At 65.5% G+C, this 16,787-nt stretch carries 18 protein-coding genes; 4 read left to right on the forward strand and 14 right to left on the reverse strand.

What is annotated here, in order from left to right; genetic code table 11:
* Positions 1–149 precede the first annotated feature (149 nt).
* The 7 genes from BBTA_RS07995 to uvrC form a co-directional block, all read right to left on the reverse strand.
* A complete protein-coding gene (locus tag BBTA_RS07995) occupies positions 150–1,493 on the reverse strand; it encodes an aspartate aminotransferase family protein (RefSeq protein ID WP_012041961.1) in 1,344 nt (447 codons plus the stop codon).
* 332 nt (positions 1,494–1,825) lie between these two features.
* Complete coding sequence (prmB, locus tag BBTA_RS08000) at positions 1,826–2,791, reverse strand: 50S ribosomal protein L3 N(5)-glutamine methyltransferase (protein WP_041750467.1); 966 nt, start codon at positions 2,789–2,791, stop codon at positions 1,826–1,828.
* Entirely contained in the window at positions 2,791–3,255 is a 465-nt protein-coding gene (locus BBTA_RS08005; RefSeq protein ID WP_012041963.1) for a molybdenum cofactor biosynthesis protein MoaE, read from the reverse strand. The genes prmB and BBTA_RS08005 overlap by 1 nt, the downstream gene beginning before the upstream one ends.
* Before the next feature lie 24 nt (positions 3,256–3,279).
* Positions 3,280–3,531 (reverse strand): molybdopterin converting factor subunit 1, encoded by a 252-nt coding sequence (moaD, locus tag BBTA_RS08010; protein WP_012041964.1) that lies wholly within the window; start codon positions 3,529–3,531, stop codon positions 3,280–3,282.
* Positions 3,528–4,145 (reverse strand): CDP-diacylglycerol--glycerol-3-phosphate 3-phosphatidyltransferase, encoded by a 618-nt coding sequence (pgsA, locus tag BBTA_RS08015; protein ID WP_041750468.1) that lies wholly within the window; start codon positions 4,143–4,145, stop codon positions 3,528–3,530. Before pgsA ends, moaD begins: the two co-directional genes overlap by 4 nt.
* A gap of 283 nt (positions 4,146–4,428) precedes the next feature.
* A complete protein-coding gene (locus BBTA_RS08020) occupies positions 4,429–4,764 on the reverse strand; it encodes a GIY-YIG nuclease family protein (RefSeq protein ID WP_012041966.1) in 336 nt (111 codons plus the stop codon).
* A 125-nt stretch (positions 4,765–4,889) separates the two neighbouring features.
* Positions 4,890–6,956 (reverse strand): excinuclease ABC subunit UvrC, encoded by a 2,067-nt coding sequence (uvrC, locus tag BBTA_RS08025; protein ID WP_012041967.1) that lies wholly within the window; start codon positions 6,954–6,956, stop codon positions 4,890–4,892.
* 242 nt (positions 6,957–7,198) lie between these two features.
* Between uvrC and BBTA_RS08030 the strand changes: the two genes are divergently transcribed.
* Entirely contained in the window at positions 7,199–7,819 is a 621-nt protein-coding gene (locus tag BBTA_RS08030) for an outer membrane protein (RefSeq protein ID WP_012041968.1), read from the forward strand.
* 335 nt (positions 7,820–8,154) lie between these two features.
* Here the strand turns inward: BBTA_RS08030 and BBTA_RS08035 are convergent, their stop codons facing one another.
* The 4 genes from BBTA_RS08035 to BBTA_RS08050 form a co-directional block, all read right to left on the reverse strand.
* Positions 8,155–8,370, reverse strand: a complete 216-nt coding sequence (locus tag BBTA_RS08035; RefSeq protein ID WP_012041969.1) for a cold-shock protein — start codon at positions 8,368–8,370, stop codon at positions 8,155–8,157.
* Positions 8,371–8,621: 251 nt separating this feature from the next.
* Positions 8,622–9,482: a 23S rRNA (adenine(2030)-N(6))-methyltransferase RlmJ gene (locus BBTA_RS08040; protein WP_012041970.1), complete on the reverse strand. Its 861-nt coding sequence runs from the start codon at positions 9,480–9,482 to the stop codon at positions 8,622–8,624.
* Positions 9,483–9,605: 123 nt separating this feature from the next.
* On the reverse strand, positions 9,606–10,307 hold the full coding sequence (locus BBTA_RS08045) for a ribonuclease T2 (protein ID WP_012041971.1): 702 nt from the start codon (positions 10,305–10,307) through the stop codon (positions 9,606–9,608).
* Positions 10,308–10,441: 134 nt separating this feature from the next.
* Positions 10,442–10,906: a hypothetical protein gene (locus BBTA_RS08050; protein ID WP_012041972.1), complete on the reverse strand. Its 465-nt coding sequence runs from the start codon at positions 10,904–10,906 to the stop codon at positions 10,442–10,444.
* Between the two features lie 169 nt (positions 10,907–11,075).
* On the opposite strand from BBTA_RS08050, the gene BBTA_RS08055 reads away from it, so the two are divergent.
* Positions 11,076–11,396, forward strand: coding sequence for a hypothetical protein (locus tag BBTA_RS08055; protein ID WP_041751327.1), 321 nt, complete (start codon positions 11,076–11,078; stop codon positions 11,394–11,396).
* Between the two features lie 81 nt (positions 11,397–11,477).
* Positions 11,478–12,023, forward strand: coding sequence for a DUF3617 family protein (locus BBTA_RS08060; protein WP_012041974.1), 546 nt, complete (start codon positions 11,478–11,480; stop codon positions 12,021–12,023).
* An 81-nt stretch (positions 12,024–12,104) separates the two neighbouring features.
* Here the strand turns inward: BBTA_RS08060 and BBTA_RS08065 are convergent, their stop codons facing one another.
* The 3 genes from BBTA_RS08065 to BBTA_RS08075 form a co-directional block, all read right to left on the reverse strand.
* Positions 12,105–13,493 (reverse strand): ATP-binding protein, encoded by a 1,389-nt coding sequence (locus BBTA_RS08065; protein WP_012041975.1) that lies wholly within the window; start codon positions 13,491–13,493, stop codon positions 12,105–12,107.
* Positions 13,494–13,811: 318 nt separating this feature from the next.
* Positions 13,812–14,543: a response regulator gene (locus BBTA_RS08070; protein WP_012041976.1), complete on the reverse strand. Its 732-nt coding sequence runs from the start codon at positions 14,541–14,543 to the stop codon at positions 13,812–13,814.
* Positions 14,540–15,091 (reverse strand): MarR family winged helix-turn-helix transcriptional regulator, encoded by a 552-nt coding sequence (locus tag BBTA_RS08075; protein ID WP_041750469.1) that lies wholly within the window; start codon positions 15,089–15,091, stop codon positions 14,540–14,542. The genes BBTA_RS08070 and BBTA_RS08075 overlap by 4 nt, the downstream gene beginning before the upstream one ends.
* A 341-nt stretch (positions 15,092–15,432) precedes the next feature.
* Here BBTA_RS08075 and BBTA_RS08080 point away from each other — a divergent pair, with 341 nt between their 5' ends.
* Positions 15,433–16,512 carry a branched-chain amino acid aminotransferase gene (locus BBTA_RS08080; protein ID WP_012041978.1) on the forward strand — a complete coding sequence of 360 codons (1,080 nt, stop codon included), beginning with the start codon at positions 15,433–15,435 and terminating at the stop codon, positions 16,510–16,512.
* The last annotated feature ends 275 nt before the right edge of the window (positions 16,513–16,787 follow it).

The raw sequence follows: 16,787 nt of genomic DNA on the forward strand, positions 1-16,787 counted from the left end.
ACGCCGGCTCGCGACATGAACGTGGAGGGGGTGCGAAGGTTCCCGGCGAGCGCGGCCTCGGGGCTGCGCCGCCGGTCGTGGCACCAAAACAAATCCCCTCCTCGCTGGCGCGGGGAGGGGATGATCGAGCTGACCAGGAGGGCTGAGGCTTACGCCACGGCCTTGATGACCTTGCCGACCTTGTCGACGATCTCGCCGATCTGGTCCTCGCTGATGATCAGCGGCGGAGTCAGCGCCAGGGTATCGCCGGCGATGCGCAGCATCAGGTCGGTGTTGTGGAAGGCTTGCTCCATCGCCGAGTAGCCGCGCTTGCCGGCCGCGTCGGGCAGCGGCGCGAGGTCGATGCCGGCGGTCAGACCGACGGTGCGGATGTCGAGCACGTTGGGCAGGCCCTTCAGCGACATCACGGCGTCGGCCCATTTCGGCTCGATCGCCTTGGCATGCTCGAACAGCTTGTGGTCGCGGTAGATGTCGAGCGTGGCGAGGCCGGCGGCACAGGCGATCGGATGTGCCGAGTAGGTGTAGCCGTGAGTGAACTCCACCATGTGCTCCGGGCCGCTCATGAAGGCATCGTGGATGGTGTCGCGCACCACCACGCCGCCCATCGGCGCGGCGCCGTTGGTGACGCCCTTGGCGAAGGTGAGCAGGTCCGGCGTCACGCCGTAGCGCTCGGCGGCAAACGCGTGGCCAAGGCGGCCGAAGCCGGTGATGACCTCGTCGAAGATCAGCAGGATGCCGTGCTTCTGGGTGATCTCGCGCAGGCGCTTGAGATAGCCCTTCGGTGCCGGGATCACGCCGGTCGAGCCGGCCATCGGCTCGACGATGACCGCGGCGATGGTGTTGGCACCGTGCAGCGCGACCAGGTTTTCCAGCTCTTCGGCAAAATGCGCGCCGTACTCCGGCTCACCCTTGGTGAAGGCCTGCTTCTCGCGATCATAGGTGGCGGGGATGTGATCGACGCCCGTCAGCAGCGTGCCGAACATCTTGCGGTTGTTGACGATGCCGCCGACCGAGGTGCCGCCGAAACCGACGCCATGATAGCCGCGGACACGGCCGATCAGGCGGGTTCGGCTGCCCTGACCGTTGATCTGGTGATAGGCGAGCGCCATCTTCAGCGCGGTATCGGCGGCCTCCGAGCCGGAGTTGCAGAAGAACACGTGATCGAGGCCGGCGGGCGCGAGGTCGGCGATGCGGTTCGCCAGCTCGAATGCCTGGGGAATGCCGAACTGGAATGGCGGCGCGTAATCGAGGGCGGCGGCCTGCTTGCCGATCGCCTCGGCGATCTCGGTGCGGCCGTGTCCGGCGTTGCAGCACCACATGCCGGCGGCGGCGTCGATGATCTTGCGGCCATCGATCGTGATGTAGTGCATGTCCTTGGCACCGGCGAGCAGGCGCGGATTCTTCTTGAACGCGCGATTCGCGGTGAACGGCATCCAATGCGCGGCAAGATCGTTCGGAACGGTGACGGCGGGGCGGGGGCTCTTGTCCAGCATGGGGACCTCTCGGGACGTTCAAGGCAGGTTGTGCGACGGCGCCAGCATGATCCGGAAAGGTGGCGAACCGGTGCCAAGACAGCTTGCCGAAACGGATCGTGCTTGATGGGCCCGAATGCGCGCCGACGTGGTCAGCCGACTGTCCGAGCCAGCGGCAAGCTATCAGCTTCGCGCACCGACGGAAATGTCAAAGGTCCAGCGTTCCTGCTGCTCTGGTGAGCGGATTCTGCACGGCAACGGCAGAAAGTGCTGTTTGGTGGAAGTTGCCGCGTCATTTTGCGCCAATGGATCGGACGGCGCGGGGATCGCGCCTGCGCCTGGCGGACGCTGCCTCAGACCAGATCCTGCGCGGTGATCCAGAACACCTCGCCCTCGGACTCCTCGGTATCGAGCCACAGCAGCGGCAGGTCCGGATACGACGCCTCGATCTGCGGCCGGTCGCGGCCGACCTCGCACAGCAGCCCGCCTTCGGCGGTGAGATGGTCGCGTGCCTGGCCGAGAATGCGGTGGATGATGTCGAGGCCGTCGGCACCGCCATCGAAGGCGAGCGCGGGCTCGGCGCCGCATTCCTGCGGCAGCCCGGCCATGCCCTCGGCATCGACATAGGGCGGATTGCTGATGATCAAATCATAGCGACGCTGGCTGAGCGGCGCGAACAGATCGCCGCGGTGCAGCGAGATGCGCTCGCCGAGGTCGTAGTCGGCGACGTTCTTCGCGGCGACCGCGAGCGCATCCTTGGAGATGTCGACGGCGTCGATCATCGCGTTGGGGAAGTGGCGGCTGGCCAGGATGGCGAGACAGCCGGAGCCGGTGCAGAGATCCAGCACGCTGTCGACGGCCAGCGGATCGTCGATCAGCGAGGTGCCGTCGGCCTCGGCGCCACCGAAATGCGTCTCCAGGAGCTCGCCGATGAAGGAGCGCGGCACGATGACGCGCTCGTCGACATAGAACGGCAGACCGCGCATGTAGACCTTGTTGACCAGATAGGCCGCCGGCTTGCGCGTGGTGATCCGGGTCGTGATCAGGTCGAGGATCTGCTTGCCCTCGGCGGCGGTCACGCGGGCGGTGACGAAGCTCTCGAACTGATCGGGACGCAGATGCAGCGCCTCACCGATCAGGAAGGCGGCCTCCGACACCGGATCGGTGGTGCCATGCGCAAACACCAGGTCGGCGTCCTGGAACCGGCTCACCGCATAGCGCAGATAGTCGAGCAGGGTCACAAGCTCGCCAGCATTCACCTTCGGCAGCTTGGGTGCCGGCGCCTTGCGCGGCGCAGTCGTCTTGACCTTCTTCGCCATCACGATGTCCAGCGCGCCGCGGCGGCGTCGTCGTGGCTCTTGGCCTCGACCCAGCTGCCGCCATCAGCGGTCTCCTCGCGCTTCCAGAACGGCGCGTTGGTCTTGAGATAATCCATCAGGAACTCCGCGGCCTCGAACGCCGCCCGGCGGTGGCTCGACGCGGTGACCACCAGCACGATGTTCTCACCGGGCGTGATGCGGCCGAAGCGGTGGATCACGGTCAGGCCCTGCAGCGGCCAGCGTGCCATCGCCTCCTCGGCATGGCGCATGATCTCGGCTTCTGCCATGCCCGGATAGTGTTCGAGCACCAGCGCGCTGATCGGCGTGTCATGGTCGTTGCCGCGGCACAGGCCGGAGAAGCTGACGACTGCGCCGATATCGGTGCGGCCATGGCTGAGCGCCGCGATCTCGGCCGCGGTGTCGAAATCCTCTGGCTGCACGCGGACGGTGACGATCGCGGTCATGGTGCGGGTCTTCTGCTGGCGTGCTCAGCCGCCGGTCATCGGCGGGAAGAAAGCGATCTCGCGGGCGCCCGAGATCGGGGCATCCGGCTGCACATGCGACTGGTCGATGGCGGCGCGGATCACCTTCGGCTTCTCGAAGGCATAGGCATAGCCTTCGCCCTGTGCGGTCAGCCAGGCGATCAGCTCGGCCACCGTGCGCACGCTCGCAGGCGGCTCGATCGTCTCCTCGGCCTTGCCGATGCGCTCGCGCACCCAGGCGAAATACTTCACCTTCATCGCGAATCTTCCTCGATGAGGTGGTGGATGCCGGAGCGGAAATAATCATAGCCGGTATAGATCGTGAAGATCGCCGAGGTCCACAGCAGCACGATCCCGATCATGGTCACCACCGGCACGATCTGGTCACCGGCCTCGCCGGCGAGCAGGAAGCCGATCGCGATCAGCTGCATCGTGGTCTTCCATTTCGCGACCTTGGTCACGGGAACGCTGACGCGCAGCGCGGCGAGATATTCGCGCAGGCCCGACACCAGGATCTCGCGGCACAGGATCACGATGGCCGCCCACAAGGTCCAGCCATGGATGCTGTTGTCGGCGGCCAGCATCAACAGGCAGGACGCGACCAGGAGCTTGTCCGCGATCGGATCGAGCATGCGGCCAAAGGCCGATTGCTGGTTCCAGATGCGGGCATAATAGCCGTCGAGATAATCGGTTACGCCGGCCGCGATGAACACGGCGACGGCGACCCAGCGCAGCCACAGCGGATAGTCCATGATGGACTGCGCGTAGATGCAGCCGACCACGACCGGTATCGCGGCGATCCGCGTATAGGTCAGGATATTCGGCAGGGACGTCGACGTCTTGCTGGGCACGCGTGTGGTCGCAATGTTCATCCGGTGTACCAATACTGATGCCGTGCGAACGTCAACCTTCGAGCCGAACCGCACCGGCAGGATGACGCAGATATGACGCGAATCGCAACGAAGTCTTGCCGAGATAGGAACTCTCCCGCGCAGGGCAACGCGAGCCGCAATGCTTCATTAAGCAACCGGACGCGGTCGCGCCAGTCTCCAGATCGGCGCGGCCGGCGTCCGCCGCCCGACCTTATTGCGCTGCAATGACAATGGCGCGAAGCACGGGCCAAGCCAAGTCAGCCGGCCATCTCAGCGGTCCCTGTCAGATGGCCTCGGCGCCATGCACCGCGCACCAATGCGCCTGGCGTTCCGCGAACACGCGGTCGCGGACATAGCCCAGCGTCTCCTCGTCCAGGGCCTCGATGATGTCCAGGCTGAACGCCTCCGCGCCATGGGCGGTCCAGGCCGCCTGCAGGCCGCCGCGGCGATGGCCGCCCTGGCGCAGGGTGAACCAGAGGCGGTTCTGGATCTTGTCGAGGTCCGGCGCGCAGCCGATCCAGCGCTCGCCGGTGGCGGCGCAGGTCACCGCGAAGATGCCGGCGGGAGACTTGCGTTCCTTATAGGCGGCGACGGCCGCCTTGCGCAGGTCGGGGGTCATGGTGGGGCTCCTGGATTTTCATCCGGGTGTATATCGGATGTTTTTGTCCGGGTAAATTGTTTTCGTCAGACTGGAGCCGGTGCCTCGGTGGGGCGCCACCCTCGCCGTCTTTCCGGGGCCGCACCTCAGCTTGCACTACTGTGGAAGTATTCAAAAATCTTCCGCGCGCTTTCGGCGCTCACGCCCGGCACCTTGCCGAGATCGGCGATCGAGGCGCGTTCGATCTCTTTCAAGGTGCCGAAATGGTGCAGCAGCGCGCGCTTGCGCGACGGGCCGATGCCGGGGATCTCCTGCAGGCCGGCCTCGCGGATGTCCTTCTTGCGCAGCTTGCGGTGTGAGCCGATGACGAAGCGATGCGCCTCGTCGCGCAGGCGCTGAATGAAATAAAGCACGGGATCGCGCGGCTCGAGCTTGATCGCCGCGCGCTCAGGGATGAACAGCGTCTCGCGGCCGGCGTCGCGGTCGGGGCCCTTGGCGACCGACATCAGCGCCACGTTGGTGACGCCGAGTTCGGTGAAGATCTCGCGGACGGCATTGAGCTGGCCGCGGCCGCCGTCGATGATCACGAGGTCCGGCCATTGTGGCACGTCGTCCTCTTTCGCGGCGCGCGCGACGTCCTTCTCGGACGGCGCGACCAGCCGCTTGAAGCGGCGCTGCAGCACCTCTTTCATCATCGCATAATCGTCGCCGGGCGTGAGCCCTTCCGACTTGATGTTGAACTTGCGGTACTGGTTCTTCATGAAGCCGTCGGGGCCGGCGACGATCATCGCGCCGACCGCGTTGGTGCCCTGGATGTGGCTGTTGTCGTAGACCTCGATCCGCTTCGGGATCTGCGGTAGGCCGAGCGTCGTCGTCATCGCTTCCAGCAGGCGGCTCTGCGTCGCGGTGTCGGCGAGCTTGCGGCCCAAGGCTTCGCGCGCATTGGTCAGCGCATGCGTGACGAGGTCCTTCTTCTCGCCACGCTTCGGCGTGGAGACTTCGACCTTGTGGCCGGCCTTGACGCACAGCGCCTCAGCCAGCAGTTCGGCTTCCTCGATCTCGTGCGACAGCAGGACCAGGCGCGGCGGCGGCTTGTCGTCGTAGAACTGCGACAGGAAGGCGGACAGCACCTCCTCGGGCGTGAAGGTCTTCTCGGCGCGCGGGAAGTAGGCGCGGTTGCCCCAGTTCTGGCCGGTGCGGAAGAAGAACACTTCGACGCAGAAGAAGCCGCCTTCCTGGTGGACTGCGAATACGTCGGCCTCCTCGACCGTCCTTGGATTGATGCCCTGTTGCGAGGAGATCGCCGACAGCGCCGCGAGACGGTCGCGATAGACGGCGGCTGTCTCGAACTCGAGCTCGCTCGAGGCCTTCTCCATCTCGGCCGCGAGCAGGGCCTTCACCGCCTGGCTGCGGCCGGACAGGAAGTCGGTCGCCTCGCGCACCAGCTCGGTATAGCCGGGAAAGTCGATCTCCTGGGTGCAGGGACCGGCGCAGCGGCGGATCTGGTGCAGCAGGCAGGGGCGGGTACGGCTCTCGAAGAACGAATCGGTGCAGGAGCGGATCAGGAACGCGCGCTGCAGCGCCGTGATGGTGCGGTTGACGGCGCCGGCCGAAGCGAACGGGCCGAAATAGCGTCCGGGCCGCGACTGCGCGCCGCGGTGCTTGAGGATCTGCGGCGCCCAATGGTCGCCGGTGATGAGAATGTAGGGGAACGACTTGTCGTCGCGCAGCTGCACGTTGAAGCGCGGCTTGAGCTGCTTGATGAGGTTCGCCTCGAGCAGCAGCGCCTCGGTCTCCGTGGTGGTCGAGACGATCTCGACAGCCACGGTGGCCGCGATCATGCGCAGGATGCGCGCCGGCAGCGGCGCATTGGCGCGGGCATAGGATGACAGGCGCTTTTTGACGTTCTTGGCCTTGCCGACATAGAGCACGTCATGGGCCGCATTCAGCATGCGGTAGACGCCGGGTGAGGTCGGCGCCAGCCGCACCGCGTTCTCGATGGCGGCATGGCCGGTCGCGAGCGGACCTTCGCCGACCGGCTCCAGGGTCTCTTCCGTCAACTCCGGCAGACGCGATTCATCGTCCTCGTCGGCCGCGGAGGCCGCGGGATCGAGATCGGGCGTATCGGTCGGCTCGGGCGGCAGGTCGGCCGCGGCGCCACGCCTGGGGTCGGGCGCCGGCGCCTTGGATGGATCAGAGCTTTGGGTGGTCATGTCAGCAAATTAAGCGCTCGCGGCCGCGCCCGCCAGCGTGCGGTGGCGCCATGCACAGCGGCCGCGGTAACGCTTCGTTAAGCACGTTAATCGGCGGGTAACCCGGCTTAACAACGGCTTAACCTAAAACTCTCGATAAATGCTCACGAAAAAAGACGGAGTTCCGTAACCATGCCGGCCCGCGCGCGATCGTCGCGCGGCGCATGCTTCGGGTGGTGACGGCGAGTTGCGTGGAGTGAGCGATGAACAGGTTCATGGTGGGTGCTGCCGTCGCAGCGGCGCTGGGATCGGTGTCGGCGCAGGCGGCCGATTTCAATTACGGGCGCCAGGCGCCCTATACGGTGAACCAGCCGCTCAATGCCTATAGCTGGGCCGGCCCCTATCTCGGCGGCACGCTGGGCTATGAATGGGGATCGGTCGGCAACAACCCGACCAAGCCATCCGGCCTCGTCGGTGGCCTGACCGCGGGCTATAATTGGCAGAACGGCCCCTGGGTGTTCGGCGCCGAGGGCGACATCAACCTGACCGGGGCCAACGACACCTTCGCACCGTGGAAGTTCTCGAACCCCTGGTTCGGCACCGTGCGTGGCCGCGCGGGCTACGCCTTCAACAACATCCTGTTCTATGGCACCGGCGGTCTCGCTTTCGGCGGCTTGCGCGGCGAGACCTTCGGCCTCTCCGAATCCCACACCTCGCTGGGCTGGACGCTCGGCGCAGGCGCCGAGTTCGGCCTGGCGCAGAACTGGACGGCCAAGATCGAGTATCTCTACATCGATCTCGACAGCAGCAATTTCGTGATCACGGGGGCGAAGAACGACTATCGCTTTGGAGTGGTGCGCGCAGGCATCAACTTCCATTTCTGATAGGAAAAAATTAGGAAGAAGAAACGCCGAACAACAACCTCCCGGCCGCGCGAGCGGCCGGGATTTTTTTGGTCGCGCGGGCGCGATCCGGAAAAGCGGCAACCGCTTCTCCGCAAGGAGCAGGCTCGAACAAAGCGATCAGTTCATGATGCCGCTCCGGATGCGCCGCATGATCTGTTCGGGACAGGCGCGCAGCATCATCGGCAACGGCGTGAAAGCCGTGCACGCGACCCGGCCGGGAGCCAGCACTTTCAGACAAACGGATGGTTTGACGTCGAGCCGCCCGCGATCTGCGACCGCTTTTCAAGCGCGGTCGCGATGGCGCGGGCGTCGCTCTAGGACGACAGCACCAAGTTCACCGCTTTGGGGCCCTTGCCCTTCTTGTCCGGCTCGACCTCGAAGCTGATACGCTGTCCTTCGCTCAGATCCTTCAAGCCGGCGCGCTCCACTGCCGTGATATGCACGAACACGTCGCGCCCACCATCGTCCGGCTTGATGAAGCCGTAGCCGCGTTCACCATTGAAGAATTTGACTGTCCCAGTCATGGCCATCGGGAAACTCCTCCCCCGCATTGCTTCCTCCACTGCGCGTCTGCGCAGCGTCCGACCGGACATCACTTTGATCGGAAAGCGTTGGCCACCTTAACGTCCAGCGCTCATCACGCCGGAACGTCGGATCTTGTTAGGCCTTGATCACCCCGCCGCAACCATTCGCGGAAGCGGAACGTAAAGCCAGTCTTACAATCGGACACTGTAATACGGTTCCGCGCCGATTGACTACGGCTTTTCGACCGGTGCCCGCTTCAAGCTTTGGGGAATTCCAGCCGAAACCGTGCGGCGCCACCTTGGCCCAGCGGGCGTTGCAGCTCCTGCAGGATCAGCTTGAGCTCATCATGCAATGTCCAAGGCGGGTTGACCACCAGCAGGCCGGTCGAGGTCAGCGCCTCGCCCTCGATCTGCGGCGCCACGCTGAACTCGATCCGCAGCACCTTGCCCGGCGGCTTCGCCGCGGCTGCGAGATGGGCGACGCGCTCCGCCAGTTGCTCGGTGGCGCGGCGGCTCTTGGCCGGGTACCAGAGCACATAGATACCGGTTGTCCATTTGGCGAACGCGGTCGCGAAGCGGTCTGCGAGACGCTCGAACTCATCCTTGGCTTCGAAGGCGGGGTCGATCAGCACGAGGCCGCGACGCTCATTCGGCGGTACGAAAGCCGGCAAGGCGACCCAACCGTCGAGATCGACGACGCGGGCCTGCGTGTCGCGGCGCAGCGCATCGATCAATTGCTTGCGCGGGACCGGCGCCAGCTCGCACAGGGTCATCCGGTCTTGCGGCCGCAGCAGCGCGCGGGCGATCAGTGGCGAGCCGGGATAGGCGACGAGCTCGCCGGGCGGATTGAAGGATCTGACGATGTCGAGATAGGGCGCGACCAGCGCATAGGCCTGCTCGGACAGCCGCGCCTGCAACAGTCGCGCGATGCCGGTGAGGAATTCGCCGCTGCGTGTGGCCTCGTCGCCGGTGAGATCATACAGGCCGGCGCCGGCATGGGTGTCGATGACACGAAACGCGGCCGGCTTCTCCTGGAGGTAGACCAGAATGCGCGTCAGCACGATGTGCTTGATGACGTCGGCAAAGCCGCCGGCGTGAAAGGCATGTCGGTAATTCATGCCGCAGCAGTTACGCCGTTCCGGATGAAAAGGGTACCCCGGCGATGCGCCGGCCGCGGACAACGAACAGCCCGCGGCCGGGAATGCAGGCTTGCCGACCCCCGGCCCTTGCCCGGCGGACTGCTAGCCGCCGCGGACCGGCGGCATGTTGACCTCGTCGCGGCGGCAGGCCTGGCGATCGACTTCGTCGCAGTTGCGGAATTCCAGATCCTTCGACAGGCAGATCCGCACCTCGCTCAACCGGGTGCGGTTGCAGGTGATGGCGATGGCCGAACTGGTGAGCTTGGGATTGGCCTTGATGAAGGCCTCCTCGACCGCGGTGGGGGTGACCGTCTTGGCCTGCGACAAATCGAGGAATTCCTCCGGGATCTTGATCGCGGCGCGTGCCTTGCGGATGGTTTCGAAATAGGTCTTCGCGGACAGGCCGGCGCAGGTGCCGTGCTTGTCCCACTCGTTGTAGATCAGCCCCGGCGCCGGCATCAGATCGAGCATCGAGGTCATGATGTTGCGCGGCAGGCGCGGCGCCGGCTGCTCGCAATATTCGGGATAGCCATTTTCATATTGCGGCCAAAGCCCATGCACGACGAACGAATAGGGCCGTCCGCTGCATTGCTGGGAGCGGCTGCCGCGGCCGCCGCGCTCTTCGGCCTCGGCGCAGAACGAGGGCGACCAGGAGAGCGACAGCACGTAGAAATCGAACGCGCCCGGCGCGTTCTGGCGCCGGTCCTGGGCGCCGGCGGGCCCGGCCCCGAGGGCGCAGAGCAACGCGATACAGGCGGCCGTTCTGAACAGCAGGGCGGCAGGTCGGCGCAGGCATTCGAACATGGTTAACTCCCCGGAGAATTCCAGGAACTTAGCAGTCGGCGGGAACATTTCAAGAACAAAGATGACGCTGCGCGCGGCCGGCTCTGTCACATGCGCGAAACCTGCCGATCAACAAGCAGCAGGTGGCGAGTGGATCAGGGCTTGGCGGCGCGGCAGGCCGGATTGAAGGCCCAGTTGCGGTCAAGGCCGACGACGCAGAACTCGACGCCCTGGTCGTAGCCGGCGAAGCCGCCATCCTCGATGATCGAGTAGTTGACGGTCCGCACCTTGCCGTCGCTAACCATCACGCTGCCGGTGCAGAACCGGCGCGGAATGTTATCGGACTGCCAGGGGCGGAACGCGATCTCACGGACATTGGCGACGCCGGTGATCGTCAGCGTCGAATTCCAGAAGGTGCTTTCCTTCTCCTGGAACCGCGACACGATCGTCGGAACGGCTGCCTCGCAGGGCGCGACTCGGCCTTCATATTTCGGGCCGGACAGCCAGAAGTTCATCTCCAGCGGATTGGCGGCCTTGGCGGGAGCGGACGCGGCAAGCGTGGCCAGCAGCGCGCCACAAACCGCGCCGAACGTCTTGAAAGCTGTGCTGAAGTCGCGCATGGGCCGTCCGCAAAGGCTGGATCTGAGGGAGAGACCGTGCCGCGACCGCCCCAGCAGGTCAAGTGCAACGCGGCAACACTCCACGATTAGTCCTGTTAACCGCAGGCCGGTGTTCTTTTCTTGGCCGGACATGACCTTTAGGATGACAGACCAGCGCAAGGAGAATGCAATGCGGATGCTGAAGGGCGGGATCGCGAAGGCCCGATTCGGAACGATGGCTGGCCTGATGGCCGCCATGGCGGTGCTGGCGGTCGCGCCCGCCCACGCCGATTGGGTGCCGCCGATCAAGGGCAACGACACCGGCGGCATCATCGCCTATCCGGTGGCGCAGACCGCTGATGCCCGCCAGATCGCGGCTGATCACTGCGCCTCCTACGGCAAGGTCGCGAAATTCCTCGCGGTCGATGCGCGTTATGGCGGCTATGTGTCCTTTGCCTGCCGCTGGGTGCCTTACGGTTCGGCGCAGCGGCCCTTGCGGACGCTGTACTGAACCGAATCGTGGCCTGACTAAACTAACGCCATGATTCGGCGTCATCGGTCCGCCGATCGACAGCAAAGCCGGAACACAATCATGACACGTCAGCGCCTCGTCCTCGGAGCTCTTTGTTGCGGCCTTCTGGGCGGAACGGCGGGCGTCGCTTTTGCCCTCGACCTGCCGGTGCGCAAGCCGGGCCTGTGGGAGCTCAAGATGCTCAGCGCCGGCGGCCAGACGCCGGAGGCGACGATGCAGCATTGCACCGACGAGACCACCGACAAGGAGATGAACAACTTCGCTTCGCCGATGGCGCAGCAGGTCTGCTCCAAGCAGGACATCCAGAAGACCGCCACCGGCTACGCCACCGATTCGGTGTGCAATTTCGGCGGCATCAATACGACGTCGCACGCCGACATCACCGGCGACTTCAACTCCGCCTACACGGTGAAGACGATGTCGCGCGTCACCGGCGGCGCCGCCGGCACCGGTGTCAAGGATACCGCGATGACGATCGAGGCCAAGTGGCTCGGAGCCTGCAAGCCCGGCCAGAAGCCCGGCGACATCGTCATGCCCGGCGGCATGAAGATGAACATCAAGGACATGGGCAAGCTCAAGAACCTGATCCCGGGTGTGAAGCAGTAGCGCGCAAGATCGATCGCCGCACCTGTCGGCGAGCCGAGTGAACTACGAACGGGTTGCTGCGACGGCAGCGCGCTCCGCTGCTCAGACCGGGATCCGCACGCTGGCGCGCAATCCGCCCATCGGGCTGTCGCCGAGCGTGATGTCGCCGCCATGCGAGCGCGCAATGTCGCGGGCGATGGCCAGGCCGAGGCCGGTGCCGCCTTCGTCCTGGTTGCGCGCGTCGTCCAGGCGTAGGAACGGCTTGAACACCTCCTCGCGCATCTCGGCCGGAATGCCCGGACCGTCATCATCGACCGTGATGGTGAGATAACGGTGGTCGCGATGGCCGGTGATGGCGATCGCATCGGCATGGCGGGCCGCGTTGGACACGAGGTTGCCGAGGCAGCGCTTCAGCGCCTGCGGCTTCACTGTGACAACCGGCAGGCCATGGAACGAGACCGTGGCGGAATGGCCGTTGCGCTCGGCGTCGCCGCGCAGCTCCTCCAGCGCGTTGGAGATATCGGTGGGCTGCGCGATCTCGCCATTGTCGCCGCGCGCAAACGCCAGATAATCCTCCAGCATATGCGACATCTCGTCGACATCCTTGCGCATGGCGTCGATCTCGGGGCTGTCGCCGAGCAGCGCCAGTTCGAGCTTGAAGCGCGTCAGGATGGTGCGTAGATCGTGGCTGACGCCGGCCAGCATGGCGGTGCGCTGCTCCATCGCGCGCTCGATGCGCGACTTCATCTCCAGGAACGCATGCGCCGCGCGCCGCACCTCGCGCGCCCCGCGCGGCCGGAAGTTGTGGACCTCGCGGCCCTTGCCGAAACTCTCGGCGGCATCGGCCAGCCGCAGGATCGGCTTGATCTGGTTGCGCAGGAACAGCACCGAGACGATCAGCAGGATCGACGAGGTGCCGACCATCCAGAACAGGAAGATGTCGGTGTTCGAGGCATAGGCGGCGCCGCGCTGCGCGAACACCCGCATCACGGCATCGTCGAGCGCAATCCGGATCTCGACGAGGTTGGAGCGGCCGACAGTGTCGATCCAGAACGGGCGGCTGATCTGACGGCCGATCTGGCTGGACAGCGACTGGTCCAGCAGGTTGAAGAACGGCTTGGGGCCGGGCGGTGGCATGTCGCCGGCCGGCAGGAAGTCGACCACCAGATTGAGCCGCTGCTGCGCGATTCGCCGCAGCGTGGTGCGGTCCTTGTCCTGCGGATAGCCCTTGTAGATCTCGATCAGCGCCGCGACGTCCTGCACCACTGCGGCCGACAGTCGCCGCGTCACCGTGTTCCAGTGCCGCTCCATGAACACGCCGGCCACGACGGTCTGCAGGATCACCATCGGCACGATCATGATCAGCAGCGCGCGGGCATAGAGCCCTGTCGGCATCCAGCCCTTGAAAGCGTTGCCGACGATGCTGTTGACCCGCGACACCCGGCGCGAGGCGGTGCGGATGAGGGTGAGGCCGGTGTCGAGCGTGGTCATGTCAGAGAGAGCATTGTTGTTGTTGCACGACCGTCCACGGCAGGGTCGGTGCACCCTCTCCCCTTGTGGGAGAGGGTGGTTTCGAACGAAGTTCAAAACCGGGTGAGGGATATGCTTCCGCGATCTCGTCTGCAGAGATAGACCCCTCACCCGGCTCGCATGTCGCTCCGCTCATGCGATCCCCCCTCTCCCACAAGGGGAGAGGCTGCACCGACCGTGCGGCGAGGGCGTCGTAAGCCTCAGCGTTCGAGAGAAGCGGACGAGCATGACCGCCACCGGAGAAACAGACGCGCGTGATGTCGGAGCAGTTTTTCATACTCAGCCCGAAACCATCAGCCGGTAGCCGATGCCGCGCACGGCCTGCAGGAACAGCGGGTTGGCGGGATCGATCTCGAGCTTGCGGCGCAGGCGGTTGATCTGGACGTCGACGGCGCGCTCGTTGACGGTGCCGTTGCCGGTCAGCGCGCCGCGCGGCACGGTTTCGCCGCGGGCATTGGCGAGGATGCGCAGCATCTCGCGCTCGCGGTCGGTGAGATGGACGATCTCCTCGCCCTGTTTCAATTCGCCGCGCGCCAGATGATAGACGAACGGGCCGAACGCGATCTGCTCGATGACCTCCTCGGCCGGCGGCGGCGCCGCCCGCTTGAGGATGTTGCCGATGCGCAGCGCCAGTTCGCGTGGTTCAAACGGCTTGGCCACGTAGTCATCCGCGCCGAGCTGCAGGCCCTCGATGCGGCTGTCCGGCTCGGCGCGCGCGGTGAGCATCACGATCGGCACCGAGGATTGGGTGCGGATGAAGCGGGCGAGGTCGAAGCCGCTTTCGCCCGGCATCATCACGTCGAGGATCAGGAGATCGAAATGCAGGCCGGTCAGTTTGGCGCGCGCGTCGCTCGCACTCGCCGCGGTGGTGACGCGATAGCCTTCGCCGCGCAGGAAGCGCGACAAGAGATCGCGGATGCGGCGGTCGTCGTCGACGAGCAACAGATGCGGTGCGTCGTCGGCCGGCGTCTGCGGCGGATGGGAGGTGATGGCGGCGATCGGCACGGTCACTCCTTGGCAGCGGCGACGGGCGTCCTGAAAATGGCTTCCAGCACCTTGTCCGGATCGTCGCGATCGATCATCGCGCGCAGGAACTGCCGGACCTTGTCGGCGCCGGCCGGTCCGATCTGCTCCAGCGCATGATCGATGCGCCGCGTCTGCAGCCCGGCCAGCTTGGCCACCAGCGCCTCGCCCTTGGGCGTGGCAAAAAGAAGGCGCTGCCGGCGATCATTGTTGCCGGTCTTCTGCACGATGTAGCCCTCGTCGAGCAGTTGCTTGAGCACGCGTCCGAGCGACTGCTTGGTGATGCGCAGCACGTCCAGCAGATCGGCGACCTTCAGGCCGGGATAGCGGGTGACGAAATGCATCACGCGGTGATGCGCGCGGCCGAAGCCGAACGCCTCCAGCTCCTGATCCGCATCGCCGACGAAGTCGCGATAGGCGAAGAACAGGAGCTCGATGATGTCCCAGCGCAGCGGCTCTCCGTCTGCACCGGCCTGAGGCTCGGCTGCCCGCAGCTCGGGACTCAATACCGGAGACGAGAAATTTATGTCAGCCATATTGACGTTTCTGCGGTTCAATGTTACAAAACAATCGCCCGCCACGAAATTTTTGATCGTTCATGGATGGCGACGGTTTCAGGACGTGACTGAACGGGTTAGGCAACCCGGACGGGTGTCCGGGGCCACTGATTGAACAACCGTGTGATGTCGAGCGGCATTTCGGCAAACCATACTGGACTTCCGCCGGGCGCAAAAGCATGTCCTGTGACGGCATGCTTGCCTGGCGACCGGCTCAAGGACCGGCCGCGGCTGGTCCGACATTCAAAGAGCCGACTGAACCGGACGGGCAGGTCGGCCACAGAACTCGCGCATGGCGATCAAGCGGGGGAAGCAAGGACATGACTTTGACATTCGACATCAAGCCGACGACCAACCCCACCTCCGACCAGGAGCGCGCCGCCAAGCTCGCCAATCCGGGCTTCGGCCGCGTGTTCACCGATCACATGGCCGTGGTCCAATTCAGCCAGGACAAGGGCTGGCACAGCGCGCGCGTCGAATCCCGCGCCAACTTCCCGCTCGATCCGGCTGCCGCGGTGCTGCACTACGCGCAGGAGATCTTCGAAGGGCTGAAGGCCTATAAGCGTGACGATGGCGGCGTGAACCTGTTTCGGCCCGACGCCAATGCGCAGCGCTTCTGGAACTCGGCCGAGCGCATGGCGATGGCGCAGCTGCCGCAGAACGTCTTCATCGAGGCGGTCGAGCAGCTCGTGCGGATCGACCGCGCCTGGATCCCCGGCGGCGAGGGCAGCCTGTATCTGCGTCCCTTCATGATCGCCAACGAAGTGTTCCTCGGCGTGAAGCCGTCGGCGGAATACATCTTCGCGGTGATCGCCTCGCCGGTCGGTTCCTATTTCAAGGGCGGCCCGGCGCCGGTCTCGATCTGGGTCTCGGAGAACTACACCCGCGCCGCCGTCGGCGGCACCGGCGGCGTCAAATGCGGCGGCAATTATGCCGCCAGCCTCAAGGCGCAGGCCGAGGCGATCGCGCATGGCTGCGACCAGGTCGTGTTCCTGGACGCGATCGAGCGCCGCTATGTCGAGGAGCTCGGCGGCATGAACGTGTTCTTCGTGTTCGACGACGGCTCGCTGTCGACGCCGCCTTTGGGCACCATCCTGCCGGGCATCACCCGCGACTCCATCATCAAGCTGGCGCGCGACGCCGGCCGCGAGGTGCGCGAGGAGGCCTATGCAATCGACCAGTGGCGCGCGGACGCCAAGAGCGGCAAGCTCAAGGAGGCGTTCGCCTGCGGCACCGCCGCGGTCATCTCGCCGATCGGCAAGGTGCGCTCGGCGAGCGGCGATGTCCTGATCAATGGCGGCGAGGCCGGCCCGGTCGCCATGGGCCTGCGCAAGCAGCTCGTCGATATCCAGTACGGCCGCAGCGCGGATCCGCACAACTGGATCCGGGATGTGAAGTAGGGGGCTGTTGCTCCGACAAAGGTCGACTCCCCTCGCCCTTGCGGGGAGGGGTCGGGGGCGGGGTCCCAGGAAAGACTGCCCGTGTGGCCCCCCGCCCCGACCCTCCCCCGCAAGGGGGGAGGGGGCACGCTGCCCGTGCGGCGAACATCCCGGCTCACATGGAGATGTTCGAGCCAGTGCTACGCGTCAGCGCTCGACCGGAGCCGCGGGTTGCCGCACCCCGTCCCGGCTGCTACCAACCAAGCAACGAATTCCATCCCATCGGGTGGGCAAAG

Origin of the sequence: Bradyrhizobium sp. BTAi1, from assembly GCF_000015165.1 — a bacterium.
In the GTDB taxonomy this organism is placed as follows: Bacteria; Pseudomonadota; Alphaproteobacteria; order Rhizobiales; family Xanthobacteraceae; genus Bradyrhizobium; species Bradyrhizobium denitrificans.

Bases quoted from the DNA above. Each gene is read 5' to 3' on its own strand.
- BBTA_RS07995 (WP_012041961.1), bottom strand. From the start codon at position 1,493: ATGCTGGACAAGAGCCCCCGCCCCGCCGTCACCGTTCCGAACGATCTT.
- prmB (WP_041750467.1), bottom strand. From the start codon at position 2,791: ATGGCGAAGAAGGTCAAGACGACTGCGCCGCGCAAGGCGCCGGCACCC.
- BBTA_RS08005 (WP_012041963.1), bottom strand. From the start codon at position 3,255: ATGACCGCGATCGTCACCGTCCGCGTGCAGCCAGAGGATTTCGACACC.
- moaD (WP_012041964.1), bottom strand. From the start codon at position 3,531: ATGAAGGTGAAGTATTTCGCCTGGGTGCGCGAGCGCATCGGCAAGGCC.
- pgsA (WP_041750468.1), bottom strand. From the start codon at position 4,145: ATGAACATTGCGACCACACGCGTGCCCAGCAAGACGTCGACGTCCCTG.
- BBTA_RS08020 (WP_012041966.1), bottom strand. From the start codon at position 4,764: ATGACCCCCGACCTGCGCAAGGCGGCCGTCGCCGCCTATAAGGAACGC.
- uvrC (WP_012041967.1), bottom strand. From the start codon at position 6,956: ATGACCACCCAAAGCTCTGATCCATCCAAGGCGCCGGCGCCCGACCCC.
- BBTA_RS08030 (WP_012041968.1), top strand. From the start codon at position 7,199: ATGAACAGGTTCATGGTGGGTGCTGCCGTCGCAGCGGCGCTGGGATCG.
- BBTA_RS08035 (WP_012041969.1), bottom strand. From the start codon at position 8,370: ATGGCCATGACTGGGACAGTCAAATTCTTCAATGGTGAACGCGGCTAC.
- BBTA_RS08040 (WP_012041970.1), bottom strand. From the start codon at position 9,482: ATGAATTACCGACATGCCTTTCACGCCGGCGGCTTTGCCGACGTCATC.
- BBTA_RS08045 (WP_012041971.1), bottom strand. From the start codon at position 10,307: ATGTTCGAATGCCTGCGCCGACCTGCCGCCCTGCTGTTCAGAACGGCC.
- BBTA_RS08050 (WP_012041972.1), bottom strand. From the start codon at position 10,906: ATGCGCGACTTCAGCACAGCTTTCAAGACGTTCGGCGCGGTTTGTGGC.
- BBTA_RS08055 (WP_041751327.1), top strand. From the start codon at position 11,076: ATGCGGATGCTGAAGGGCGGGATCGCGAAGGCCCGATTCGGAACGATG.
- BBTA_RS08060 (WP_012041974.1), top strand. From the start codon at position 11,478: ATGACACGTCAGCGCCTCGTCCTCGGAGCTCTTTGTTGCGGCCTTCTG.
- BBTA_RS08065 (WP_012041975.1), bottom strand. From the start codon at position 13,493: ATGACCACGCTCGACACCGGCCTCACCCTCATCCGCACCGCCTCGCGC.
- BBTA_RS08075 (WP_041750469.1), bottom strand. From the start codon at position 15,091: ATGGCTGACATAAATTTCTCGTCTCCGGTATTGAGTCCCGAGCTGCGG.
- BBTA_RS08080 (WP_012041978.1), top strand. From the start codon at position 15,433: ATGACTTTGACATTCGACATCAAGCCGACGACCAACCCCACCTCCGAC.